The following is a 21,309-nucleotide window of genomic DNA, read 5'->3' on the forward strand; positions in this document are numbered from 1 at the left end:
CAGTTTAGTTTTGCTCTAGTAGTTCGCGCGCATGACGGCGCGTAGTATCAGTAATCGTAGTCCCGCCCAGCATGCGAGCTACCTCTTCTACTCGTTCGGATCTTGCTAATGGACTTACTTGCGAGAGTGTTTTATCGCCCGCCTGAGATTTGCTCACTTTTAAATGAGAGTTGCCTTGTGCAGCCACTTGCGGCAAATGCGTAACGCAAAGAATTTGATGGGATTCACCGAGTTGGCGCAATAATTTACCAACAGTCTCTGCAACTGCACCACCAATACCGGCATCTACTTCATCAAATATGAGTGTCGGGGTAAATGAAGCTTTGCTGGTGATGACGCTAATGGCTAAGCTAATACGAGCGAGCTCGCCACCCGATGCGACTTTAGCCAGTGAACGTGGAGTGCTGCCAGCATGACCGGCAACAAGGAATTCAATTTGCTCAAGTCCATGAGCCCCCCCTTCCACCAAGGGAAGTAGAGCGATTTCGAGCTGCCCACCAGCCATCGATAAGTCTTGCATGGCAGCAGTAACTTGCTGGCCTAAGTCAACGGCGGCTAGTTTACGTTTTTGCGAGAGCTGTTTGGCAAGCTTCAGATAAGCCGCTTCTTCCTGTTTCACTTTTTCTCGCAGGGCCTCCATATTTTGGGAGGCAGTGAGCGCATCTAAGCGTTCCTCAGTTTCATTTAGGAGTGCGGGTAAATCATCAGCCTCAGTACGATATTTTCTGGCAGCGCTATGGAGCGCTTGCATTCGCTCCTCAACTTCGCTGAGGCGTCCGGGGTCCAATTCTAATTTTTGTAGATAGCGATTAAGATGATGAACTGCTTCATCAATCTGAATTTGTGCTGTCTCTAGCGCTTGACTAATGTCGCTTAGCGCAGAGTCATGTTCTGCTAAAGCACTCATATTGCTACTGGCTTTAGAGAGGGTAGACTCGACTGAATTCTCTGCATCACTTAAAACATCAATGGCCTCTTGGCAGCCACTCATAATTTTTGCGCCATTGGCTAAGCGTGCATGCTCGCTTTGAATGGCGGCCCATTCACCTAATTGTGGAGATAGTTCGGCAAGCTCTTCTAGCTGCCATTCCAAGCGTTCCCGCTCCCGTTCAATATCTTGTCCAGCATTCTCCGCTTGCTCTAGTCGGCGACGAGAATCCTGTAGCGTTTTGAATGATTTAGTAACGTCACTGACTAGGTCCATGTGATTAGCATGGCGATCCAGCAATTCGCGTTGCGCGCCGCCCTTGAGTAAGAGCTGATGAGCATGTTGGCCATGGATGTCTACTAGCTGATCACCGGCTTCCCTTAACTGCGCTAGGGTTGCTACGCTGCCATTAATGAATGCGCGACTACGTCCATTCGATTCGACAGTTCTCTTAAGCAGCAGGCTTTGTCCCCCGTCTTCAGTGGGGAAACCCATCTCATCAAGCCAATGATTGAAGTGTAGAGCTTGTTGAGGATCAATCCGAAATAGGGCGCTAATTTCAGCGCGGTGAGCGCCTTCGCGAATCTGGCTACTATCTGCGCGCTCTCCTAAAACCAGACTAAGGGCGTCTAATAGAATAGATTTACCAGCACCCGTTTCGCCAGTCAGTACCGTAAAGCCAGAAGCAAAGTCGAGCTCTAATTGATCAACAATGACAAAATCACGGAGCGCGAGAGTCTGAAGCATATGTTAGCGTACTGAGCAATTCGACATCAGAATGTCGATGGATACTCATTCCAATGTAACTTCTCTCGCAAGGTTTTGTAGTCGCTGTGGGCGAGAGGGTGAAGTAAGGTGATTGTTTTTTTGGATTGGCGCACTTCAATGATGTCGCCTGCTTGCAAATTGGTTTGGGTTTGCATATCAAAGTTCACAATAACCTCTCTGCCATCAATCACCTTAATGCTCACCACAATATCTTCTGGCAACACAATCGGGCGATTGGATAGGGCGTGCGGTGCAATTGGCACTAATAAAATTCCAGCGACCCGAGGATGGAGAATGGGTCCACCAGCTGATAAGGCATAGGCGGTTGAGCCGGTAGGGGTTGACACAATTAAGCCATCAGATCGTTGGTTGTACATGAATGAGCCGTTAACGCGAACGGCGAGCTCAACCATTCCAGAAATTCCAGAACGATTCACGACAACATCATTTAAGGCCAAAGCGCGATTAATGACCTGGTCCTTGCGAAGCACGACAGCATCAAGCAGGGTTCTCGCATCCGCTTCATATTCACCAGCAATAATTTGGGGAAGTATGGTTTCAACATTCTGAATGGGAATATCGGTCATGTAGCCCAAACGCCCCATATTGATTCCAACCAAAGGAACATCACTGCCAGCTAACTGACGCCCAATTCCGAGCATGGTGCCGTCGCCGCCCAAAACGACCGCCAAATCAATCGCCCCAGTAAATGCCTCTGCTGTTTTGGAGGGATAGGTGGTTAGGTTTAAATGAGACGCGGTAGAGGCCTCTAGAAAGACCTCGCAGCCCTGCTTGGCTAGGAGTTCAGCAAGATCCTTTAGGCGCTCTTGCATGCCATCAGCCTGATATTTGCCAACAAGCGCAACCCGGCTAAAGGCCTTTTTGGTGGAATTTGAGGATGGGCTTAACATATAACGATTAAACCATACGCATAAAATCCCTTCTACTATGGATGATCGATCCCGCGCCTTACTAAAAACCCTCATCGAGCGTTACATCGAAGAGGGGCAGCCTATTGGCTCTCGGACCCTTTCTCGGTTCTCTGGGCTAGATCTGTCAGCGGCTACGATTCGTAATGTGATGGCTGATTTAGAAGAAATGGGCTTGGTGACTAGTCCACACACCTCTGCTGGCCGCATCCCCACCCCAAGAGGCTATCGCCTGTTTGTGGATACGATGGTCACCGTCCGACCCTTAGAAGAAATTGCCGCCCGTGAGATGGAAAGGGGGCTCTTGCCAGACTCCCCACAGAGGGTAATGAACTCCGCTGCGCAAATTTTGTCCAATTTGACCCATTTTGCCGGCGTGGTCATGACGCCTAAGCGGGCCCAAGTTTTTAAGCATATTGAGTTTTTAAGATTAGGTGAGGGTAAGATTTTGCTCATCATGGTGACTCCAGAAGGAGATGTCCAAAATCGCATTCTGCCGACCACGCAGGATTACACGCCGAGTCAGTTGGTGGAAGCAGGAAATTACATCAATATGCAATTTGCCGGCAAGAGTTTTGCTGAGGTGCGTGCGCATCTTGCTGCGGATTTGGATAATCTTCGCTGTGACATCTCTGGATTGATGGCCTTGGCACTGCAAAGTGGTGTGAGTGACTATGGCATGGGTCAAGGGGATATGTTGCTGTCCGGAGAGCGCCGCTTGCTCAATGTGGGCGATCTGAGTACGAACTTAGATAAGCTTCGGAAGATGTTTGACATGCTCGAGCAAAAATCAGTATTGATGCAGTTATTAGATGTCTCGAGCCATGCGGATGGTATTCAGATATTTATTGGCGGTGAAAGTGATCTGTTGCCCTATGAAGACTTAGCAGTGATTAGCGCGCCTTATAGTGTGGATGGTCAGATTGTTGGTACTTTGGGAGTAATTGGCCCAACCCGCATGGCTTATGATCGCGTCATTCCGATTGTCGATATCACTTCTAAATTATTATCAGGCGCTCTGAGCTCCTGATGACGAAAATTTTTTCTTTTAGCTTTTTTAATTAAGACGGACCCTCATTGAATCAAAATCCTCACCTACGCCCTTCGAAGACAGCAGTTTTATTGCTGAATCTAGGCACACCTTCCGCGCCAACAGCGAAAGCGGTAAGGTCTTATTTGAAAGAATTCTTATCCGATCCTCGTGTAGTAGAAATCCCAAAGTTCATATGGTGGTTGATCCTGAATGCCATCATTTTGCCGATTCGTAGTGGTGCCTCTGCCAAGAAATATGCTTCGATTTGGTTGCCGAAATTAGGCTCACCTTTAATGCATTACTCGCGTTTGCAAGCGAAAGAATTGGGCGATCAATTCGCTCAACATGGGGAGGTGGTGTTGGTTGATCTGGCGATGCGATATGGCGAGCCCTCTACCCAACAAGCTCTCGAAGCCCTTCAGGCACAGGGTATGGAGCGCTTATTACTGCTGCCACTCTATCCACAGTATTCAGCAACAACTACCGCCTCAAGTTTTGATGAGGTATTTCGTGTTCTGGGAACCTGGCGTAACCAGCCAGAGCTGCGTTTGATCAAGCACTATCATGACAACCCTGCTTACATTGCCGCATTGCGCGACCAAGTCTTAAGTGCATGGGATAAGGATGGGCGCCCTGATTTTGCTAAAGGGGATCGCTTGGTAATGTCTTTTCATGGGCTACCTAAGCGTAATTTAATGAAGGGTGACCCCTACCATTGTGAGTGCTTAAAAACAGGCCGCTTGCTTGGCGAGTCTTTGGGCTTAGTGCCTGGACAGTATTTAGCTACTTTTCAATCCCGCTTCGGCAAGGCTGAATGGCTCAAACCCTACACAGCGCCAACAATTGAAAAACTTGGCGAAGAAGGCTGTCAGCGAGTCGATATTTTTTGCCCAGGCTTTCCGGCGGATTGTTTAGAGACTCTGGAAGAAATTGCCATGGAGGCACGCGACATTTTCTTGGAACATGGCGGAAAAGATTACCGCTATATTCCTTGCCTCAATGGCAGCCCAAAGTGGATTGAGGCAATGTATGAGATTGCTCAGCAGCATTTATCTGGCTGGAGTTTGGGTGTTGAGTCCGACGCAACTTTAGTTGAGCGTAATCGCTTGGCTGATTTAGCTGCTGCCAAAACTACCTCAAGTTAGATGTACTTGAAATTATCTCGATTGACCCCATATGGTTGAGAAGTAGTCATTCTGATAGAAAAGTGAGATTGTCCCCATGACCCAAGAAAATCAACAACCCAGTTCTGAGCAGGAAAATATCGCCTCAGATACTCCGGCTGAAGGTAGTGCTGAAGCATCAGTTTCCGAAGCAAATACTCCAGAACAAGAAATTGCTGAGTTAAACCAAAAGCTTACAGAGATGCAAGACAATTTCTTGCGCGCGAAGGCTGAGGGTGAAAACATTCGTCGCCGTGCAGCAGAGGATGTCTCCAAAGCCCATAAGTTTGCAATTGAGAGCTTTGCAGAACATCTTGTGCCCGTAACGGATAGCTTGTATGCCGCCCTGACTGCTGAGGCAGTCGATGCCAAAGCCTTTAAAGAGGGCTTAGAAATCACCTTGAAGCAGTTACTTTCGGCCTTTGAAAAAGGCCGTATGACTGAAATTAACCCTGCTGTGGGGGATAAGTTTGACCCTCACCATCACCAAGCCATCGCCTCAGTGCCTTCAGACCAGGAGGCCAATACCGTGGTTTCAGTACTTCAAAGGGGTTATTCCATTGCCGATCGTATTCTGCGCCCCGCATTGGTTACGGTCAGTGCGCCCAAATAATCCTTAAATCCTGCTTAATCAGCGGTTTTAGCGGGTTTCTAGGCCAAACAAGGTAAAAAGGGCAGATTTCTGCCTTTTTTACTCTTTTGACCCTTGAATTCCTTCTTTTCAACCCCATTTATTGATTATCAATTTAATAGCAGTTTTACTAAATTACACCTAACCTAATTTTTTTGGAGCCATTATGGGAAAGATTATCGGAATTGACTTGGGAACCACAAACTCGTGCGTTTCCGTTGTTGAAAACAATGCACCTAAAGTTGTCGAGAATGCCGAAGGCGGCCGTACAACGCCATCCATCATCGCTTATGTCGAAGATGGTGAAGTGTTGGTTGGTGCGCCTGCCAAGCGTCAATCAGTAACCAATCCTAAGAACACGATCTATGCCGTGAAGCGTTTGATGGGTCGTAAATTTACCGATGCTGAAGTGCAAAAAGACATCGGTTTGATGCCTTACAAAATTGTTCAAGCAGATAACGGGGATGCTTGGGTTGAGGCGCGCGATAAAAAAATGGCACCACAACAGGTGTCCGCAGAAATTCTGCGCAAAATGAAAAAGACTGCCGAAGATTATCTTGGCGAAGAAGTGACTGAAGCGGTGATTACGGTGCCGGCTTACTTCAATGATAGCCAACGTCAAGCAACTAAAGACGCTGGTCGTATTGCTGGCTTGGATGTCAAGCGCATCATCAACGAGCCAACAGCAGCTGCATTAGCGTTTGGCCTGGACAAACAAGACAAGGTTGATCGCAAGATTGCGGTTTATGACTTGGGTGGCGGTACATTCGACGTATCCATTATTGAGATTGCTAACGTAGACGGTGAGAAGCAGTTCGAAGTACTCTCCACGAACGGTGACACCTTCTTAGGTGGCGAAGATTTTGACCAGCGCATCATTGATTGGATCATTGCTGAGTTCAAAAAAGAGCAAGGCGTAGATTTAAGTAAGGATGTATTGGCCTTGCAACGCCTGAAAGACGCTGCTGAAAAAGCCAAGATCGAATTGTCCTCCGCTCAGCAAACTGAAATCAACTTGCCCTATGTGACTGCTGATGCAAGTGGTCCTAAGCATTTGAATCTCAAGTTGACTCGCGCCAAGTTAGAGTCTTTGGTAGAAGAGTTGATCAACCGCACTGCCGGTCCTTGCTTAACTGCAATTAAAGATGCTGGTGTGAATCCTGCTGAGATTGATGATGTGATCTTGGTTGGTGGTCAAACCCGTATGCCTGCTGTTCAGGACAAGGTAAAAGAAATTTTTGGCAAAGAGCCCCGTAAGGACGTGAATCCAGACGAAGCGGTTGCTGTTGGTGCAGCGATTCAGGGTTCAGTATTGTCAGGAGATCGTAAGGATGTATTGCTCTTGGACGTGACTCCCTTGTCATTGGGTATCGAGACCTTGGGTGGCGTGATGACCAAGATGATTCCAAAGAACACCACGATTCCTACGAAGCATTCACAGGTCTATTCCACTGCGGAAGATAACCAGCCAGCGGTGACGATTAAGTGTTTCCAGGGTGAGCGTGAGATGGCTGTAGCCAACAAATTACTCGGTGAGTTTAATTTGGAAGGCATTGCTCCTGCACAGCGCGGTATGCCGCAAATTGAAGTAACTTTTGATATTGATGCCAATGGTATTTTGCACGTGACTGCAAAAGACAAAACAACCGGCAAAGAGAACAAAATCACTATCAAAGCAAACTCGGGTTTGACTGAAGAAGAAATTCTGCGCATGGTGAAAGACGCTGAAGCCAATGCGGATGAAGATAAAAAAGCATTGGAATTGGTAACGGCGCGCAATACTGCTGATGCTTTGGCTCATTCCACTAAGAAGGCTTTGGAAGAGCATGGCGCTACTTTAGAAGGTTCTGAAAAAGAAGCGATCGAAGCTGCCCTGAAAGAGCTGGACGAAGCAATCAAAGGTAGTGATAAAGCTGCCATTGAAACCAAGACCGAGGCTTTGGGTAAAGCCAGTCAGAAGCTAGGCGAAAAGGCCATGGCTGCTGAACAGGCTAAGGCTGGTGGCGGTGCTGCTCCCGGCGCAGCTCCCGGTGGCACACCAGGCGCTACTCCTGATGCCGATGTGGTGGATGCGGATTTTAAAGAAGTCAATGACAAGAAGTAATCTCAGAGATTGAAAGCAATTTAACGCAATTTAGAAGTAATTTAATAACAAGTCGGCCTCGTGCCGACTTGTGTCATTCAGGTTGTTGAGAGGAATTTTGTGGCTAAAGGTAAACGCGATTATTACGAAGTGCTTGGTGTTGCTAGAGGTTCAAGCGATGAAGAGCTAAAAAAGGCTTACCGCAAGTTGGCGATGAAGCATCACCCTGACCGTAATCCCGATAGCAAAACATCGGAAGCGCAATTTAAAGAAGTAAAAGAGGCTTACGAAACATTAACTGATACGAACAAACGCGCTGCTTATGACCAATACGGTCATGCAGGTGTTGATCAGTCTAGCGGTTTCGGCGGCGGTGGCTTCGGAGCTGGTGGAGGCGGTTTCTCTGATGCCTTCGGCGATATCTTCGGCGATATCTTCGGACAAGGTGGTGGACGCCAGTCAGGGCCGCAAGTCTACAAGGGCGCTGATTTACGTTACAACATGGAGATTACCCTCGAGCAAGCAGCTGAGAGTTACACCACGCAAATTCGGGTGCCAAGTTGGAGTGATTGCAAGCCATGTCATGGCACTGGCGCAGAGCCCGGCAGTAAGCCAGAAAAATGTACTACTTGCGATGGCCATGGCCAAGTTCGGGTACAGCAGGGCTTTTTCTCGATGCAGCAAACTTGCCCTAAGTGCCGCGGCACTGGCGAGTACATTCCGAAGCCGTGCAAAACATGCCATGGCAGCGGTAAACATAAAGAACAAAAAACACTCGAAATCAAAATCCCCGCAGGAATTGATGATGGTATGCGTGTGCGCTCAGTCGGTAATGGAGAGCCGGGCGTCAATGGCGGACCATCCGGTGATCTCTATGTAGAAGTGAGAGTGAAGCCGCATAAGGTATTTGAGCGCGATGGCAGTGACTTACATGTCCAGATGCCGATCTCTTTTACCACTGCAACTATTGGCGGAGATATTGAGGTACCAACGCTTTCAGGGCGCGTTGAATTCCCGATTCCTGAGGGTACGCAGACTGGAAAAACATTCCGCTTACGGAACAAGGGTATTAAGGGTTTACGGTCTACCATGGTTGGCGACCTGTTTGTTCATATTGCCGTTGAGACTCCGGTCAAATTAACCGATGAACAGAAAGCCTTATTGCAAAAGTTTGATGACAGCCTCAAGTCCGGTGGTGACAAACACAACCCTCATCAAAAGGGCTGGTTTGATGGTGTCAAAAGTTTCTTTAGTTAAGGTGTCGCAAGGGGAGTTAACCAGCAAAGCCATGTTCAGGTCCGGGAAACTTTCCGGATTTCACTTCTCGAACATAGGCTTTGACAGCGGCCTCAATCGAGGTATGGCCATCTAGAAAGTTTTTAACAAACTTCGGCGGCTTACCTGGGCTGATACCCAACATATCCTGTAGAACCAATACCTGTCCTGAACAATGAGCCCCTGCACCGATTCCGATGGTTGGGATAGAGAGTGATTCGGTAATCTGTTTGCCAAGCGAAGAAGGAATCGCTTCGAGCACAATCATTTGTGCGCCGACCTGTTCGCAAGCAATGGCTTGTTCTAGCATCAGGCTGGCAGCATCCTTCGACTTGCCTTGAACTTTGTAGCCGCCCAAGATATGAACTGACTGGGGTAGCAAGCCAAGGTGTGCGCACACGGGAACGCTCCGCTCTACTAAATATTGAATGATGTCAATTTGCCAATCACCACCCTCAAGCTTCACCATATCAGCACCAGCACGCATAAGGTCTGCCGCTGAATCTAAGGCTTGAGCAGGATCTCCATAACTGGCAAAGGGAAGATCTGCAATCACAAAAGCATTTGAATTAGCGCGGGCAACACATTCTGTGTGATACGCCATCTGCTCAACAGTCACTGGGGTAGTGCTTGAGTGCCCTTGGATTACATTACCCAAGGAGTCTCCAATCAAAATAGTATCTACTCCACAGCTATTTAATAAGGCAGACATGGTTGCGTCGTATGCAGTGAGCATCGCTATTTTCTCGCCCTCGGCACGCATCGAGAGGAGTTTAGAAATCGTCATTGGCTTATCGCCTTGCAAGTAACCCATGGCGTGAGTTTAATGAATTAATGCGCCGATTGACTATAAATCACTTTTTCTTCGCAATTGCAGTTGCGGCAAGGCAGTTTCTCAATGCGCTGGTCAGCTACTTGAGGTAAATACGTCTTGAGTTCACCCCAGTTCGGTAAAAAGAAGTCAGGGGCTATTTCTAAGAGAGGTAGCAGCACAAAGGATCGTTCAATGATTCTAGGGTGGGGAAGGGTGAGTTCGGAATCTTCTTGAGATACCCCTTCAAATGCCAGGATATCTAAATCAATTGTACGGGGCGCATTGGTATAGGGACGCTCACGTCCAAACTCTTGTTCAACTGCTTGGCAGACATGCAAAAGGCCATAAGGGCTCAATTGGGTCTCGATTTCAATCACGGCATTGATGTAATCGCCACCGGTCGCTTGAAAGGGCGCGCTTTGATAAAAGCAACTTTTAGTCACAATCTGGAGTTCACAGCGTTGTGCAAGGCAAATAATTGCGTCAGTAATGAGCTGACGCGTGTCACCGATATTGCCACCAAATCCAATGAAAGCGCGTGCCATAGGCATCCCAACGAGAAATACAGCGATAGAAACTACTGAACCAATTGGGCTTACTTTACTGAATTTTTCTCAAGTCTGCTTAGCTCGCTTCACCCTCTGTTGGTGAAGTGACTTTGGCTTTTCTGCGACGACGTCGCTTAGTGGGTGACGCTGCATGACTGCTCTCGTTCTTTACGCTAGCCATGAGTGCTTCTTGGCCAGCAAGATCTTGAGCAATAAAGCTAGTCCACCACTCACCTAAGGCTGGATTTTTCTCGCCAGTAGCGCACCGGAGCAACATAAAGTCATAACCGGCCCTAAAGCGGGGAGATTCAATCAGGCGATAAGGATAGCGACCTACCCGCTTTTCAAAGCGGGGCTGCATAGACCAGATTTCTCGCATATCACTCTCGAAGCGACGCTGAATGACCATCCCATTGCTTTGGCTGGCAATAGTTTCATCCATTGCATCATGGAGGGCTGGGATATTGGAAATCCCTTTGGCGATATTCTTGTTCCAATTGATTAATAGATCAGGCCACAACAAGGTGGCAAATAAAAATCCAGCGGAAACGCTCTTGCCCGATTGAATGCGTTCATCCGTATTGGCTAAAGCAATCCGCACAAAATCATTGGCTTCTTTAGAATCCGCCTTGTCATCGAGAATGTGGTCAAGTAAGGGAAGTAGTCCGTGATGTAGTCCAGCATCCTTTAAGCCTTGAATTGCTGCCCATGAGTAACCGGACATGAGGAGCTTAAGAATCTCATCAAACAGTCGCGCAGAAGGTACATCATTAATTAGCTTACCCAGTTTGGCAATGGGTTCACGGGTTGCAGCATCTAAGGTAAAGCCGGTTTTAGCTGCGAAGCGAATAGCGCGAAGCATCCGAATCGGATCTTCGCGATAGCGTTTGGCAGGGTCGCCAATCATGCGTAAGGTTTTCTTCTGCATGTCTGCCATGCCACCGTGATAGTCGAGTACGGTTTCAGTGGCAGGGTCGTAATACATTGCATTGATGCTGAAATCTCGACGTGCAGCATCTTCATGTTGACTACCCCAAACGTTATCTCGGAGAATGCGACCATTTTCGGCGACATGCTCTCCAGCGTTCTCTAATAGAGCTCTAAAGGTCGATACCTCAATGATTTCAGGATGACCTTTGCCAAAAAAAGTGACATGCACAATCTGAAATCGCCGGCCAATCAGGCGCGCTTTGCGAAACAGTTTTTGTACTTGCTCGGGCGTTGCATTGGTCGCCACATCAAAATCTTTGGGGCCAATACCTAGGGCTAAATCTCGAACTGCACCCCCCACAATAAAAGCTTCATAGCCAGCTTGTTGAAGCGTATCCGTTACCTTCACTGCGTTTTTAGAAAGTAGGCTTGGATCAATGCGATGTGATTTTTTTGGTACCCGTTTTGGCGCGCCGGAGGTGTGTACGGCAGTATGTCGGACCATGGGGTCGCGACGTAAAATTCGTTTAATAAATTTGGTAATCATGCAAACAGTTCAAGTATGGGCCAGCGACGTTTTAAGGCTTCATCACGTAGGCGAGCATCTGGATTGGTAGCAACGGGGTTACTAACCTTTTCCAGGAGAGGTAAATCGTTCAGAGAGTCTGAATAAAAATAGCTTTTTGGCAATTGATCTAGCGCTAAGTGCTGAGTGGCAAGCCAATCATGCACCCGTTGAATTTTGCCTTCCCGAAAGCTCGGAATTCCTTTGACTTCCCCCGTAAAGTTAGCAAGAGGGTTATCTCCTACAGTAGCGGGTTCAGTAGCAACGAGATGCTCGATACCAAAACTTTCGACGATAGGACGTGTAACAAAGCTATTGGTTGCGGTGACAACGCAGCAAAGATCACCAGCATCTTGGTGGCGCTTGACCAAGTCTAAAGCCTGTTGACGGAGTTGACCGGTAATCACTTCTTGCATAAAGGCATCATGCCATTCCTGCAGCTGTGCGCGAGAATGTTCTGAGAGTGGCTTTAAAGCAAAGCGAAGAAATTCCTGAATATTAAGCTTGCCATCTTTGTAGTCTTGATAGAAGCGCTCATTTTGCTGCTCATAGTATTTGCTATCCACTACCCCAATGCGGGCTAAGAACTGCCCCCATTCATAATCGCTATCGCAGGGTAGGAGGGTGTGATCTAAATCGAACAGTGCTATTTGAGTCATTAATATTTATCTTGGCTGTAAAAGCTCTCGTACAAGCGGCAAAGTAACAGCACGTTTTGTCTCTAGTGAATAGGCATCCAACGCATCGATCAAAGCCATGAGATTTGGCATATCCCGATAAAAGCGATTTAGCAGCCAAGGCAATACATCTGGTGATAGAACTAAGCCACGTGCCTGTGCTGCTTGTTGTAAAGCCTGTATTTTCTCATCATCGGTCAAAAGATGGGTTTGAAAGATTAAACCCCACCCCAGCCTTGTACGCAGGTCTTCTCTGAGCTTCAGATTAGCTGGAGCGCTATTGCCTGCCATAAAAATATATATTGCTTTGCTACCCTGAATTTCATTCAGAATCCGAAATAAGGATGCTACGAGACGCTCATCCAAGCGATCCACATCATCTACGGTAATGGCGGATGGACGATCGCTGCTACGTAAAGAGGGCAGATGCTCCTCTAGACGCACCCATGAGACCGGCTCATTAGGAGTTAGGGGAAAATATTCTAGACCTAGCCCTTGGGCTTGGTTACCAATGGCGCTGAGCAGGTGGGTGCGACCCGATCCTCCCGAGCCCCACCAATACATCCAGCGCTGATCCAATGGGTTTTCACTGGCAAGTCTTGGGTGATTTATTTCCCAGGATTTGGCGACAGTCAGTAAGGCAGAGTGCAGCGCTAGATTCTCACCGGCTAAGAAATTATTTAAACTGGGTTTGGGCGTATGACTAATATCAAGAGCAAACTGCCGTGGTAGCGGAGCCTTATTCATTTCCGCAGAAGCTTACTTTTGGTACCACGGGCTTTGGGTGTAGCGCGACCAGCCGTACTGGAATAGAACCAAGCCGACTGCACTAGCAGGCAATGCCAGAAGCACGCCAAAAAATCCAAATAATTTTCCAAATAACAATAAGGCGAAGACTACGGCGACCGGATGCAGCCCGATTCGCTCGCCAACCAGGCGTGGAGTTAAGAAGAAGCCTTCGAGGAATTGACCTAGTCCAAACACCGCGAGAACGCCAATGATTGCGCCGCTAGGGCCAAACTGCAACAGAGCCGCAAGGATAGCCAAAGTAAAGCCCAAAGTGATGCCAATGTAAGGAATCACAATCATGAGTGCAGTGAATACACCTAATGCCACCGCACCTTTAATGCCAATCACGCTTAAAGCAACACCATAGAAAACAGACATGATGGCGATCACAGTCAGCATGCCTCTGAGATATTGCGATAGTAGGCCATCGGCATGCATGGCCAAGTGACATACGGTATCTTGTGCGCGGAGCGGCACAATCTTTCGGACGAGTCTAAAAAAGTGATCCCAGTCAATCAGAAGATAAAACATGACAAACAAGATCAGAACAGCATTGACGAAGCCTGCAATTACCGAGCTGCCTGACATCAATACGGTATCAAAAGTGGAGGACATCAGAGCTTCAGAGTTGTCGTTCAGGTGCTCGGTGATCTTCTGGGTTGCAGTGGTCTTTAGTGTCCCCCAGTCAAAACTAATATGAAGTTCATTCAGCTTTGGCCCAAGCCAGGATTGGGTGTTTTGGATCCATTCTGGAAACTGAGCCTTAATGAGGGGGATTTCAGTTTTGAGGAGGGTAACAAACAAGGTCAAAATCGAAAATAGGACTGCCAAGCCAATAATCATGGCAATTCCAGCCGCCACTGCACGAGGCAGGCGATGCCTCTCAAGCCACAAGCAAACTGGGCGTAGGGCGTAAGCCAGAATAAATGCAGTTAGAAAAGGGGTAAATATTTCAGCCATCTTGCTCGAATCCTCTAGAATTCAATGATTCTACCGACCAAGTCCTGTTTTTTACTAATCTTCTATTTCTGCCATGACCTCATCTACTGATTCTTCCTCAAAAGGCCTTTCCTACCGTGATGCGGGCGTCGATATCGACGCTGGGGATGATTTAGTAGATCGGATTAAGCCTCTGGCAAAGAAAACCATGCGCGAAGGCGTGCTAGCAGGGATAGGCGGCTTTGGCGCCCTCTTTGAGGTGCCCAAGCGCTACAAAGAGCCAGTATTAGTGTCTGGTACTGATGGCGTTGGCACAAAGCTCAGATTAGCCTTTGAATGGAATCGTCACGATACGATCGGACAAGATTTGGTGGCGATGAGCGTGAACGATATTTTGGTTCAAGGTGCCGAGCCCCTCTTTTTCTTGGATTACTTTGCTTGCGGCAAGCTCAGTGTGGATACTGCGGCAACTGTAGTAGGCGGCATCGCCAGGGGTTGCGAGCTTTCCGGCTGCGCCCTGATTGGTGGTGAAACTGCTGAGATGCCTGGTATGTACCCTCCTGGTGAATACGATTTAGCTGGATTTGCGGTGGGCGCTGTTGAAAAATCCAAAATTATTACTGGGGCAACAATTGTTCCGGGCGATGTGGTTTTGGCAATTGGTTCTAGTGGTGCACATTCCAATGGCTATTCATTGGTTCGCAAAATTATTGAGCGGGCCGGAGCCAAGCCAACTGATGACCTGGGTGGTCGTCCGTTAGGGGATGTCGTGATGGCGCCGACACAAATTTATGTCAAACCTCTCCTTAAGCTTATTTCTGAGATGAATGTCAAAGGGATGGCTCATATTACTGGCGGTGGTCTGGTAGATAACGTGCCTCGGGTACTTCCAGAAAATACCCAAGCGGTGTTACATCGCGATAGCTGGCAAATGCCGGATCTCTTCCGTTGGTTGCAGATGAAGGGTGGCGTTGCCGATGCCGAGATGGTGCGGGTATTTAACTGCGGTATTGGTATGGTAGTGATTGTGTCTTCGGATCAAGCGGATGCCGCAATCCAATCTCTCAAGGCTGAAGGCTTAGATGCTTGGGTTGCTGGAGAAGTGGTTGAGCGTCCAACGGGTGCACCCCAAACGATTGTTATTTAAAGCTCTCTTTTCGACTACTTAGACTTTGCTTGCAGTGCTCCAAGGCTGCATCCCACTCATGTGGGTTGAAGGGATCGAAAGTGTTTCTGTCGGCAATGGCTCGCAACCAAGTGAGCTGTCTTTTGCCAAGTTGCCTAGTGGCTGCCAGCGCTTTATAGCGCATTTCTGTTTGATCAATATCGCCGGATAAATATTCCCAGATTTGTCTGTAGCCAACCGCTCGCACAGCAGGCAAGTCAGCATGAAGCTCAGGATTATTTCTCAATCTCTTTACTTCCTCTAGGAGACCTCCGGCTAGCATTTCATCAAACCGTTTTTCTAAATTCTGATGCAGGCGGGAGCGGTCACTGGGTTCGAGTGATACCAAATTAATCCATGGTGGAATGGCCGAACCTTCTCTGCCGTCTTCGCTCGGCGCATCTGCCAAGAGTTCAGACATCGGTTTGCCGGTAATCTCATAAACCTCTAAGGCGCGTTGCACTCGTTGAGAGTCGTTCGGTTGCAAGCGTGCGGCCGTGTGAGGGTCTACTTTGGCTAATTCAGTATGCATGGCGGGCCAGCCAATCAGCCTGCCTTGCTCATCAAGGCGGGCACGGATTTCTGGATCAGCCGGTGGGAGTGAAGAGAGGCCATGCACCCATGCGCGCCAATACAACATCGTGCCCCCTACAACAACAGGAATATTTCCACGTGCACGAATTTCTTCGCACAGTCGCTTGGCATCATTCGCAAAGCGCGCTGCTGAATACGACTCAGTGGGCTCTAAGATATCAATCAGATGATGCTGAACTGCTGCTTGCTCTGTCTTGCTTGGTTTTGCGCTACCAATATCGAGCCCGCGATATACCAAAGCGGAGTCCATGCTGATTAACTCAAGAGTTTGGCCAATCGATTTAGCGTGCTCTGCTAAAGCCATTGCGAGGTGGGTTTTGCCTGCACCTGTGGGGCCAACGATACAAAGGATGGGTGGCTGATCGGGTAAATGCGGAGGCTGAATGTGAGGTTCAGTTTGCATAACCCATTATAAGAATGAAATGTGGTGAACTGTATTGTCAGCCTGTTAATATCCATGCAATCAGACAGGAGCAAGCCGTTGATTGACACCCTATTGCAGTTAAGTGACATGCTATTGCATATTGACCGCCACCTGGATGTGGTGATTCAGCAATATGGCTACTGGGCATACGGCTTGCTATTTGCCATTGTATTTGCAGAGACTGGTTTGGTAGTCGCCCCTTTTTTGCCGGGCGATTCGTTATTGTTTATTGCCGGCGCTTATTGCGCGACTGAGCATTTTAATCTGTGGACTCTGTGTATTGGATTGCTAATCGCCGCAATTGCTGGCAATACCGTTAACTACTTTATTGGCCGCTGGATTGGCCAAAGAATTTTTACTAGCGAATCACGCTGGATTGATCAGGCAGCTTTGCGTAAAACACACTCTTTTTATGAGAAGCATGGTGGCAAGACGATTATCGTTGCCCGCTTTCTACCGATCATCCGAACTTTTGCGCCTTTTGTTGCCGGCGTCTCAGAAATGAACTTTGCACGTTTCCAATTATTCAATATCACTGGCGCAATCTTGTGGGTATTTGGATTGGTAGTAGCTGGTTACTTCTTTGGCAATATTCCGATCATTCGCCAAAACCTGAATGTCATCGTATTGATCGGCATTGGCGCTGCCGCCATTCCGATCGTGATAGCTGCTGCTTACAAACTCTTTCAGGGTAAAAAGAAATAAGCTCAATGCAGCTTAGTTTGGCCCTCAAGGGTAGCAATGTGCTCCCGAATATCAGCGGCATCTTCAGCGCCTGGCATTTCGCTGAGATACCGGTGTAAGTCGTCTATGGCAGGGCGTACATATTCCAGCTGCGCAAAGATTAAACCGCGGTCGCGAATTTCTTCAGGCGAGTCTGGTAACAAAATCACTAAACGTTCTTGGATGCCGAGTAGACGTTCCCAACGCTCATCCTCTGAGTAAATCATTTTTAGATTTCTCATAAAGCGCGAGAGGATTTCTCGAGGGCTAGAGGCGCGTAAGAAAATATTGAGCGGTAAGCTGAGCTCACCACGATAACCTTTTGCATCAAGGTAAGGATCGAGCATTTCCTGTAATTGATTCTTAGAGAGTGAATTGCCGGTCAAGGGATCCATGATGATTTCACCTTGTTGCAAGGAAATACGCATCATGAAGTGATTGGGAAAAGAGACGCCCCGAATATTCAAGCCAATTTGCTGGCCGAGCTCCATCATCAAAATAGCCAATGAGATGGGAATGCCGCGGCGATTTTCAATGATCTGGTGCGGATAAGAATTTTCAGGCGCATAGAAGTCATTTTGGTTGGGGCCAAAACCTAACTCTTGGTAAAAGAAATGCTTCAATAATTGCAGACGCTGAATCGGCGGTGTATCTGGAGTAATTTGTTTTTTAAGTTTATTACCCCATTGATCGATCTTATCGAGCACCCCTTGTACATCCAGATCAGGATAGGCATGTTGTGCTACGGCCACTGTTGCCTCAGTTAAGGGGAAATGTTTATCCTCAGCGACCAGCGAGGTGAAATAGTCAAGTTGTTGTGTTGGCATATCAGCTATTTTGCATGACGCAGGAATTTTTGCCAGCGGATGCCCACAAGCCCTAGGGCTCCAAAGTAAATGACTGCAGCTGCCCCAAGCCAAGCCGCCACTAGCCCTATTCTAGTCCAAGGGGTTTGTTGAAGCGCAATCCAATCATGGGCAGTAGCTGCGTAATACAGGAGGAAAGCAAAAGGAATTAAGGCAAGTAATAGCTGCCCTAAATATTTCAACCAGGAAGCGCTAGGGAGGGCGCCTCGGCGATGAAGGCCTATCCATAAAAGGGCTGCGTTAAGGCAAGCGCCGGCGCCAACCGATAGGGCTAGGCCGGCATGCCCGAGCCAAGGTACAAAAACCAGATTCGCTAGTTGGGTCGCTACTAAAACCAACAAGCCAATTTTTACGGGAGTGCGTATATCTTGACGTGAATAAAACCCTGGAGCGAGGATTTTTACCAAAATCAAGCCAATCAATCCAACGCCATAAGCGGCTAGAGCGCGTTGTGTCATCAAGACATCGAGGGCGGTAAATTTGCCATAGTGATACAAGACTGCAGCAAGAGGCTCACCAAAAATAAAGAGGGCAATGGCGCAGGGGGCTGCAAGTAAAAAGGTGAGCTGTAAGCCCCAGATTAACAATTCACCAGCATGCGCTAAATCATTTTTTGCATTTGCTTTACTCAGGCTAGGGAGAAGGACGGTACCCAAGGCAACGCCCAACAGTGCTGTCGGAAATTCCATTAAGCGATCCGCATAAGAGAGCCAAGACACGCTTCCTGTCTGTAAGCGTGAAGCAATGTTGGTGTTGATGATGAGTGAAATTTGGGCAACTGATACTGCAAATACTGCAGGCCCCATCAATTTCATGACGCGTCGGGCATCTGGGTTCTGGACGGCTGATTTAATGGCTCCAGGTAATAACCCCACTTTGGGCAATAAGCCAAGGCGAGAAAGTGCCGGCACTTGAATGGCCAGTTGCAAGACGCCGCCCAACAGAACGCCAATGCTGAGGGCATAGATCGGTTGCTCTAGTTGCGGCGCCAAAAAGATGGCGCTAGCAATCAGGGCTAAATTGAGTAAAACAGGGGTAAATGCGGGAATCGCAAAACGTCCAAAGGTATTAAGAATCCCTGCTGATAAGGAAACCATTGAAATCAGCCCAATATAAGGAAACATGATGCGCGTCATCACAACACTTGCTTCGTAGGCTGGGCCACCCTCAAACCCGGTAGCAATCGCCAGAATGAGAACTGGAGCCCCAATGACTCCCAGGAGGACGGTAAGTAACAAAGCCCAAAACAAGAGCGTGGCAACCGCATTTACGAGGATTTGGGACTGTTTTACATCCCCTTGGCTCGAAATTTCTCCCAAAATGGGTACAAATGCTTGGGAAAAGGCCCCTTCCGCAAAGAGTCTGCGGAGTAAGTTGGGTAGTCTAAAGGCCACATTAAAGGCGTCAGTCCACTCGGAAGCGCCAAAACTACGGGCAATCAGGGTTTCTCGGAGAAGTCCGGTAATCCTGGAGAGCATGGTGAGGGAGCTAACCTTGGCGGCGGCAGAAAGCAGATTCATCAGCCAATTTTCCCCTATTTGTCAGGAGACTGGGCTTTTTTGGTCCTTTAATGTAAAATCTTGGGTTTTGGTGAGTCAGCTTACAAATCTGGCGAACCACACAGAATCGCAAAAAATTTAAGTTAACCGTATTTTGAAATTTTATATAGCAAGGTTTAAAGATGGCCAATACCGCACAAGCGCGTAAACGCGCACGGCAGGCAGTAAAACAGAATGAACACAACTCGAGCTTGCGTTCAAAGCTTCGCACTTCCATCAAGGCAGTTCGTAAAGCAATTGAAACTGGCGACAAGGCTGTAGCAGCTAAGGTGTTCGCAGCAACCCAATCAACAATCGACAAGATTTCTGATAAAAAGATTGCTCACAAAAATACTGCATCACGTCAGAAGTCACGCTTGTCTGCCGCTATTAAGGCAATGGCAGCGTAAGACTTTCATAGTTTTAGGCAGGCGCTAGATTGATCTAGGTCTAAGCCCGCTCCTGATCAGAGCGGGTTTTTGTTTTTAGGATTGGGGGCGCGTAATTGAATCCGGCTGGAATTCGCAGGCTTCTTCGATTGATAGACCGTTGTCTTTGGCGAAGTTCATAACAAAGTCTAGCGCTCTCGGATCAAGGTCTCTTAGTCTGGTATCAATAACAACGCATTTTACTTTTGCAACGATTACTGGTCTGACATAAGGCGAGTAAGTGAAGCGAGGATCGCCGGCATCGCCTGGTGGGCGAAAAGTGGCCATGACTCCACAAAGCCGTTCGGCCCAGTCGCTGGGGCGAAAAGGTTTGCCAGAGGTGGTGATGCCTTGAATGAAAAGCTTTTTGTGGTTCAAGTTGACGTAGAAATCGTTGTTAGGAATCGGTATTGCTCAATTCTCGAGCTTAACAGTCTGAGAAGGCCTTAAGATGACTTTAGAAACAATTTTCGTGCGGCTCAATGCCCAAACAAAAAATGCAAGCTAAATCTTTAGTAGGAAGCTCAAAATGACATCGTTGGCAAAGCCTCAAGTGCCTGGCCAGGTCAAGCATTACTTACAGTTTGCTGATCTGACTCGTGAGGAATACGACTACCTGCTGAAACGCGCTGCATGGCTCAAGACCAAGTTCAAAAGTTATGAGACTTGGCACCCCTTGCACGACCGCACCTTGGCGATGATTTTTGAGAAGCATTCCACTCGTACCCGTCTCTCCTTTGAAGCGGGCATTCATCAGCTTGGTGGTCATGCCGTCTATCTCAATACCCGAGATACCCAGTTGGGTCGTGGCGAGCCTGTAGAGGACGCTGCGCAGGTGATTTCACGGATGACCGACATCATCATGATCCGCACCTTTGGTCAAGAGATCATCGAGCGCTTTGCAGCGAATTCTCGCGTACCAGTCATCAATGGCTTAACCAATGAATTCCATCCTTGCCAAGTATTAGCTGATATTTTTACCTTTGTAGAGGCGCGTGGCCCGATTCAAGGTAAGACCGTTGCCTGGGTAGGTGATGCCAACAATATGGCCTATACCTGGATTCAGGCTGCGGAGTGTTTGGATTTTCAGATCCGCTTTTCTGCGCCAGAGGGTTATCAGCTGGATGAGTCAAGATTGACTGCCGAAGCGTTGAAACACCTCACGGTTTGTGCTGATCCAATGGATGCCTGCAAAAATGCTGACTTAGTGACAACCGATGTATGGACTAGCATGGGCTACGAGGATGAAAATACTTCTCGTATGATTGCGTTCAAAGATTGGATGGTGGATGAAGAGTTGATGTCTGTGGCAAAGCCTCAGGCTTTATTTATGCATTGCCTACCAGCCCATCGTGGCGAAGAAGTTTCTGCAGAAGTGATTGATGGCCCTCAAAGCATTGTTTGGGAAGAGGCTGAAAATCGCTTGCATGTGCAAAAGGCGTTGATGGAGTATTTACTCTGTGGACGTTTGGACTAATTCTTTTTAAGTAATTTGCCCT

At 47.9% G+C, this 21,309-nt stretch carries 21 protein-coding genes; 9 read left to right on the forward strand and 12 right to left on the reverse strand.

Features of this window, described 5'->3' with window-relative positions; all coding sequences use genetic code 11:
• Positions 1-4: 4 nt before the first annotated feature.
• Together recN and ICN15_RS01405 are read right to left on the reverse strand one after the other, a co-directional pair.
• Positions 5-1,675 carry a DNA repair protein RecN gene (recN, locus tag ICN15_RS01400; RefSeq protein WP_216200713.1) on the reverse strand — a complete coding sequence of 557 codons (1,671 nt, stop codon included), beginning with the start codon at positions 1,673-1,675 and terminating at the stop codon, positions 5-7.
• 26 nt (positions 1,676-1,701) lie between these two features.
• The gene (locus tag ICN15_RS01405; RefSeq protein ID WP_216200714.1) at positions 1,702-2,607 is read right to left on the reverse strand and encodes an NAD kinase; all 906 of its coding nucleotides are present in this window, start codon (positions 2,605-2,607) and stop codon (positions 1,702-1,704) included.
• 37 nt (positions 2,608-2,644) lie between these two features.
• Here ICN15_RS01405 and hrcA point away from each other — a divergent pair, with 37 nt between their 5' ends.
• The 5 genes from hrcA to dnaJ all read left to right on the forward strand — a co-directional run bounded on the left by hrcA (position 2,645) and on the right by dnaJ (position 8,792).
• Complete coding sequence (gene hrcA, locus ICN15_RS01410) at positions 2,645-3,655, forward strand: heat-inducible transcriptional repressor HrcA (protein WP_216200715.1); 1,011 nt, start codon at positions 2,645-2,647, stop codon at positions 3,653-3,655.
• Between the two features lie 47 nt (positions 3,656-3,702).
• Entirely contained in the window at positions 3,703-4,803 is a 1,101-nt protein-coding gene (hemH, locus tag ICN15_RS01415; RefSeq protein ID WP_216200716.1) for a ferrochelatase, read from the forward strand.
• 76 nt (positions 4,804-4,879) lie between these two features.
• Positions 4,880-5,434 carry a nucleotide exchange factor GrpE gene (grpE, locus tag ICN15_RS01420; RefSeq protein WP_216200717.1) on the forward strand — a complete coding sequence of 185 codons (555 nt, stop codon included), beginning with the start codon at positions 4,880-4,882 and terminating at the stop codon, positions 5,432-5,434.
• Between the two features lie 184 nt (positions 5,435-5,618).
• A complete protein-coding gene (gene dnaK / locus ICN15_RS01425) occupies positions 5,619-7,556 on the forward strand; it encodes a molecular chaperone DnaK (protein ID WP_216200718.1) in 1,938 nt (645 codons plus the stop codon).
• A 99-nt stretch (positions 7,557-7,655) separates the two neighbouring features.
• Positions 7,656-8,792 (forward strand): molecular chaperone DnaJ, encoded by a 1,137-nt coding sequence (gene dnaJ / locus ICN15_RS01430; protein ID WP_216200719.1) that lies wholly within the window; start codon positions 7,656-7,658, stop codon positions 8,790-8,792.
• Between the two features lie 16 nt (positions 8,793-8,808).
• Here dnaJ and panB read toward each other — a convergent pair whose 3' ends face one another.
• The 6 genes from panB to ICN15_RS01460 all read right to left on the reverse strand — a co-directional run bounded on the left by panB (position 8,809) and on the right by ICN15_RS01460 (position 14,093).
• Positions 8,809-9,624, reverse strand: a complete 816-nt coding sequence (gene panB, locus ICN15_RS01435; protein ID WP_216200720.1) for a 3-methyl-2-oxobutanoate hydroxymethyltransferase — start codon at positions 9,622-9,624, stop codon at positions 8,809-8,811.
• Between the two features lie 17 nt (positions 9,625-9,641).
• Positions 9,642-10,169, reverse strand: a complete 528-nt coding sequence (folK, locus tag ICN15_RS01440) for a 2-amino-4-hydroxy-6-hydroxymethyldihydropteridine diphosphokinase (RefSeq protein ID WP_216200721.1) — start codon at positions 10,167-10,169, stop codon at positions 9,642-9,644.
• A gap of 79 nt (positions 10,170-10,248) precedes the next feature.
• On the reverse strand, positions 10,249-11,649 hold the full coding sequence (gene pcnB, locus ICN15_RS01445) for a polynucleotide adenylyltransferase PcnB (protein ID WP_216200722.1): 1,401 nt from the start codon (positions 11,647-11,649) through the stop codon (positions 10,249-10,251).
• The gene (locus ICN15_RS01450) at positions 11,646-12,326 is read right to left on the reverse strand and encodes an HAD family phosphatase (RefSeq protein ID WP_216200723.1); all 681 of its coding nucleotides are present in this window, start codon (positions 12,324-12,326) and stop codon (positions 11,646-11,648) included. The genes pcnB and ICN15_RS01450 overlap by 4 nt, the downstream gene beginning before the upstream one ends.
• A gap of 6 nt (positions 12,327-12,332) precedes the next feature.
• Entirely contained in the window at positions 12,333-13,091 is a 759-nt protein-coding gene (gene hda, locus ICN15_RS01455; RefSeq protein WP_216200724.1) for a DnaA regulatory inactivator Hda, read from the reverse strand.
• Between the two features lie 12 nt (positions 13,092-13,103).
• On the reverse strand, positions 13,104-14,093 hold the full coding sequence (locus ICN15_RS01460) for an AI-2E family transporter (RefSeq protein ID WP_216200725.1): 990 nt from the start codon (positions 14,091-14,093) through the stop codon (positions 13,104-13,106).
• A 73-nt stretch (positions 14,094-14,166) separates the two neighbouring features.
• Here ICN15_RS01460 and purM point away from each other — a divergent pair, with 73 nt between their 5' ends.
• Positions 14,167-15,219, forward strand: a complete 1,053-nt coding sequence (gene purM, locus ICN15_RS01465; protein WP_216200726.1) for a phosphoribosylformylglycinamidine cyclo-ligase — start codon at positions 14,167-14,169, stop codon at positions 15,217-15,219.
• Here purM and miaA read toward each other — a convergent pair.
• Complete coding sequence (gene miaA, locus ICN15_RS01470; RefSeq protein ID WP_216200727.1) at positions 15,212-16,234, reverse strand: tRNA (adenosine(37)-N6)-dimethylallyltransferase MiaA; 1,023 nt, start codon at positions 16,232-16,234, stop codon at positions 15,212-15,214. The two genes, purM and miaA, sit on opposite strands and share 8 nt — an antisense overlap.
• A gap of 54 nt (positions 16,235-16,288) precedes the next feature.
• Between miaA and ICN15_RS01475 the strand changes: the two genes are divergently transcribed.
• Positions 16,289-16,960, forward strand: a complete 672-nt coding sequence (locus ICN15_RS01475) for a VTT domain-containing protein (RefSeq protein WP_370625379.1) — start codon at positions 16,289-16,291, stop codon at positions 16,958-16,960.
• 2 nt (positions 16,961-16,962) lie between these two features.
• Here ICN15_RS01475 and ICN15_RS01480 read toward each other — a convergent pair whose 3' ends face one another.
• Positions 16,963-17,805 carry a SirB1 family protein gene (locus ICN15_RS01480; RefSeq protein ID WP_216200729.1) on the reverse strand — a complete coding sequence of 281 codons (843 nt, stop codon included), beginning with the start codon at positions 17,803-17,805 and terminating at the stop codon, positions 16,963-16,965.
• Between the two features lie 5 nt (positions 17,806-17,810).
• Positions 17,811-19,364 carry a murein biosynthesis integral membrane protein MurJ gene (gene murJ, locus ICN15_RS01485; protein ID WP_216200731.1) on the reverse strand — a complete coding sequence of 518 codons (1,554 nt, stop codon included), beginning with the start codon at positions 19,362-19,364 and terminating at the stop codon, positions 17,811-17,813.
• Between the two features lie 161 nt (positions 19,365-19,525).
• On the opposite strand from murJ, the gene rpsT reads away from it, so the two are divergent.
• A complete protein-coding gene (rpsT, locus tag ICN15_RS01490) occupies positions 19,526-19,792 on the forward strand; it encodes a 30S ribosomal protein S20 (protein WP_216200733.1) in 267 nt (88 codons plus the stop codon).
• 75 nt (positions 19,793-19,867) lie between these two features.
• Here rpsT and ICN15_RS01495 read toward each other — a convergent pair whose 3' ends face one another.
• Positions 19,868-20,188, reverse strand: coding sequence for a DUF3579 domain-containing protein (locus tag ICN15_RS01495; protein WP_216200735.1), 321 nt, complete (start codon positions 20,186-20,188; stop codon positions 19,868-19,870).
• A 151-nt stretch (positions 20,189-20,339) separates the two neighbouring features.
• Between ICN15_RS01495 and argF the strand changes: the two genes are divergently transcribed.
• Positions 20,340-21,287 (forward strand): ornithine carbamoyltransferase, encoded by a 948-nt coding sequence (argF, locus tag ICN15_RS01500; protein WP_216200737.1) that lies wholly within the window; start codon positions 20,340-20,342, stop codon positions 21,285-21,287.
• Positions 21,288-21,309: the final 22 nt, after the last annotated feature.

It is taken from the genome of Polynucleobacter sp. CS-Odin-A6, from assembly GCF_018882095.1.
In the GTDB taxonomy this organism is placed as follows: Bacteria; Pseudomonadota; Gammaproteobacteria; order Burkholderiales; family Burkholderiaceae; genus Polynucleobacter.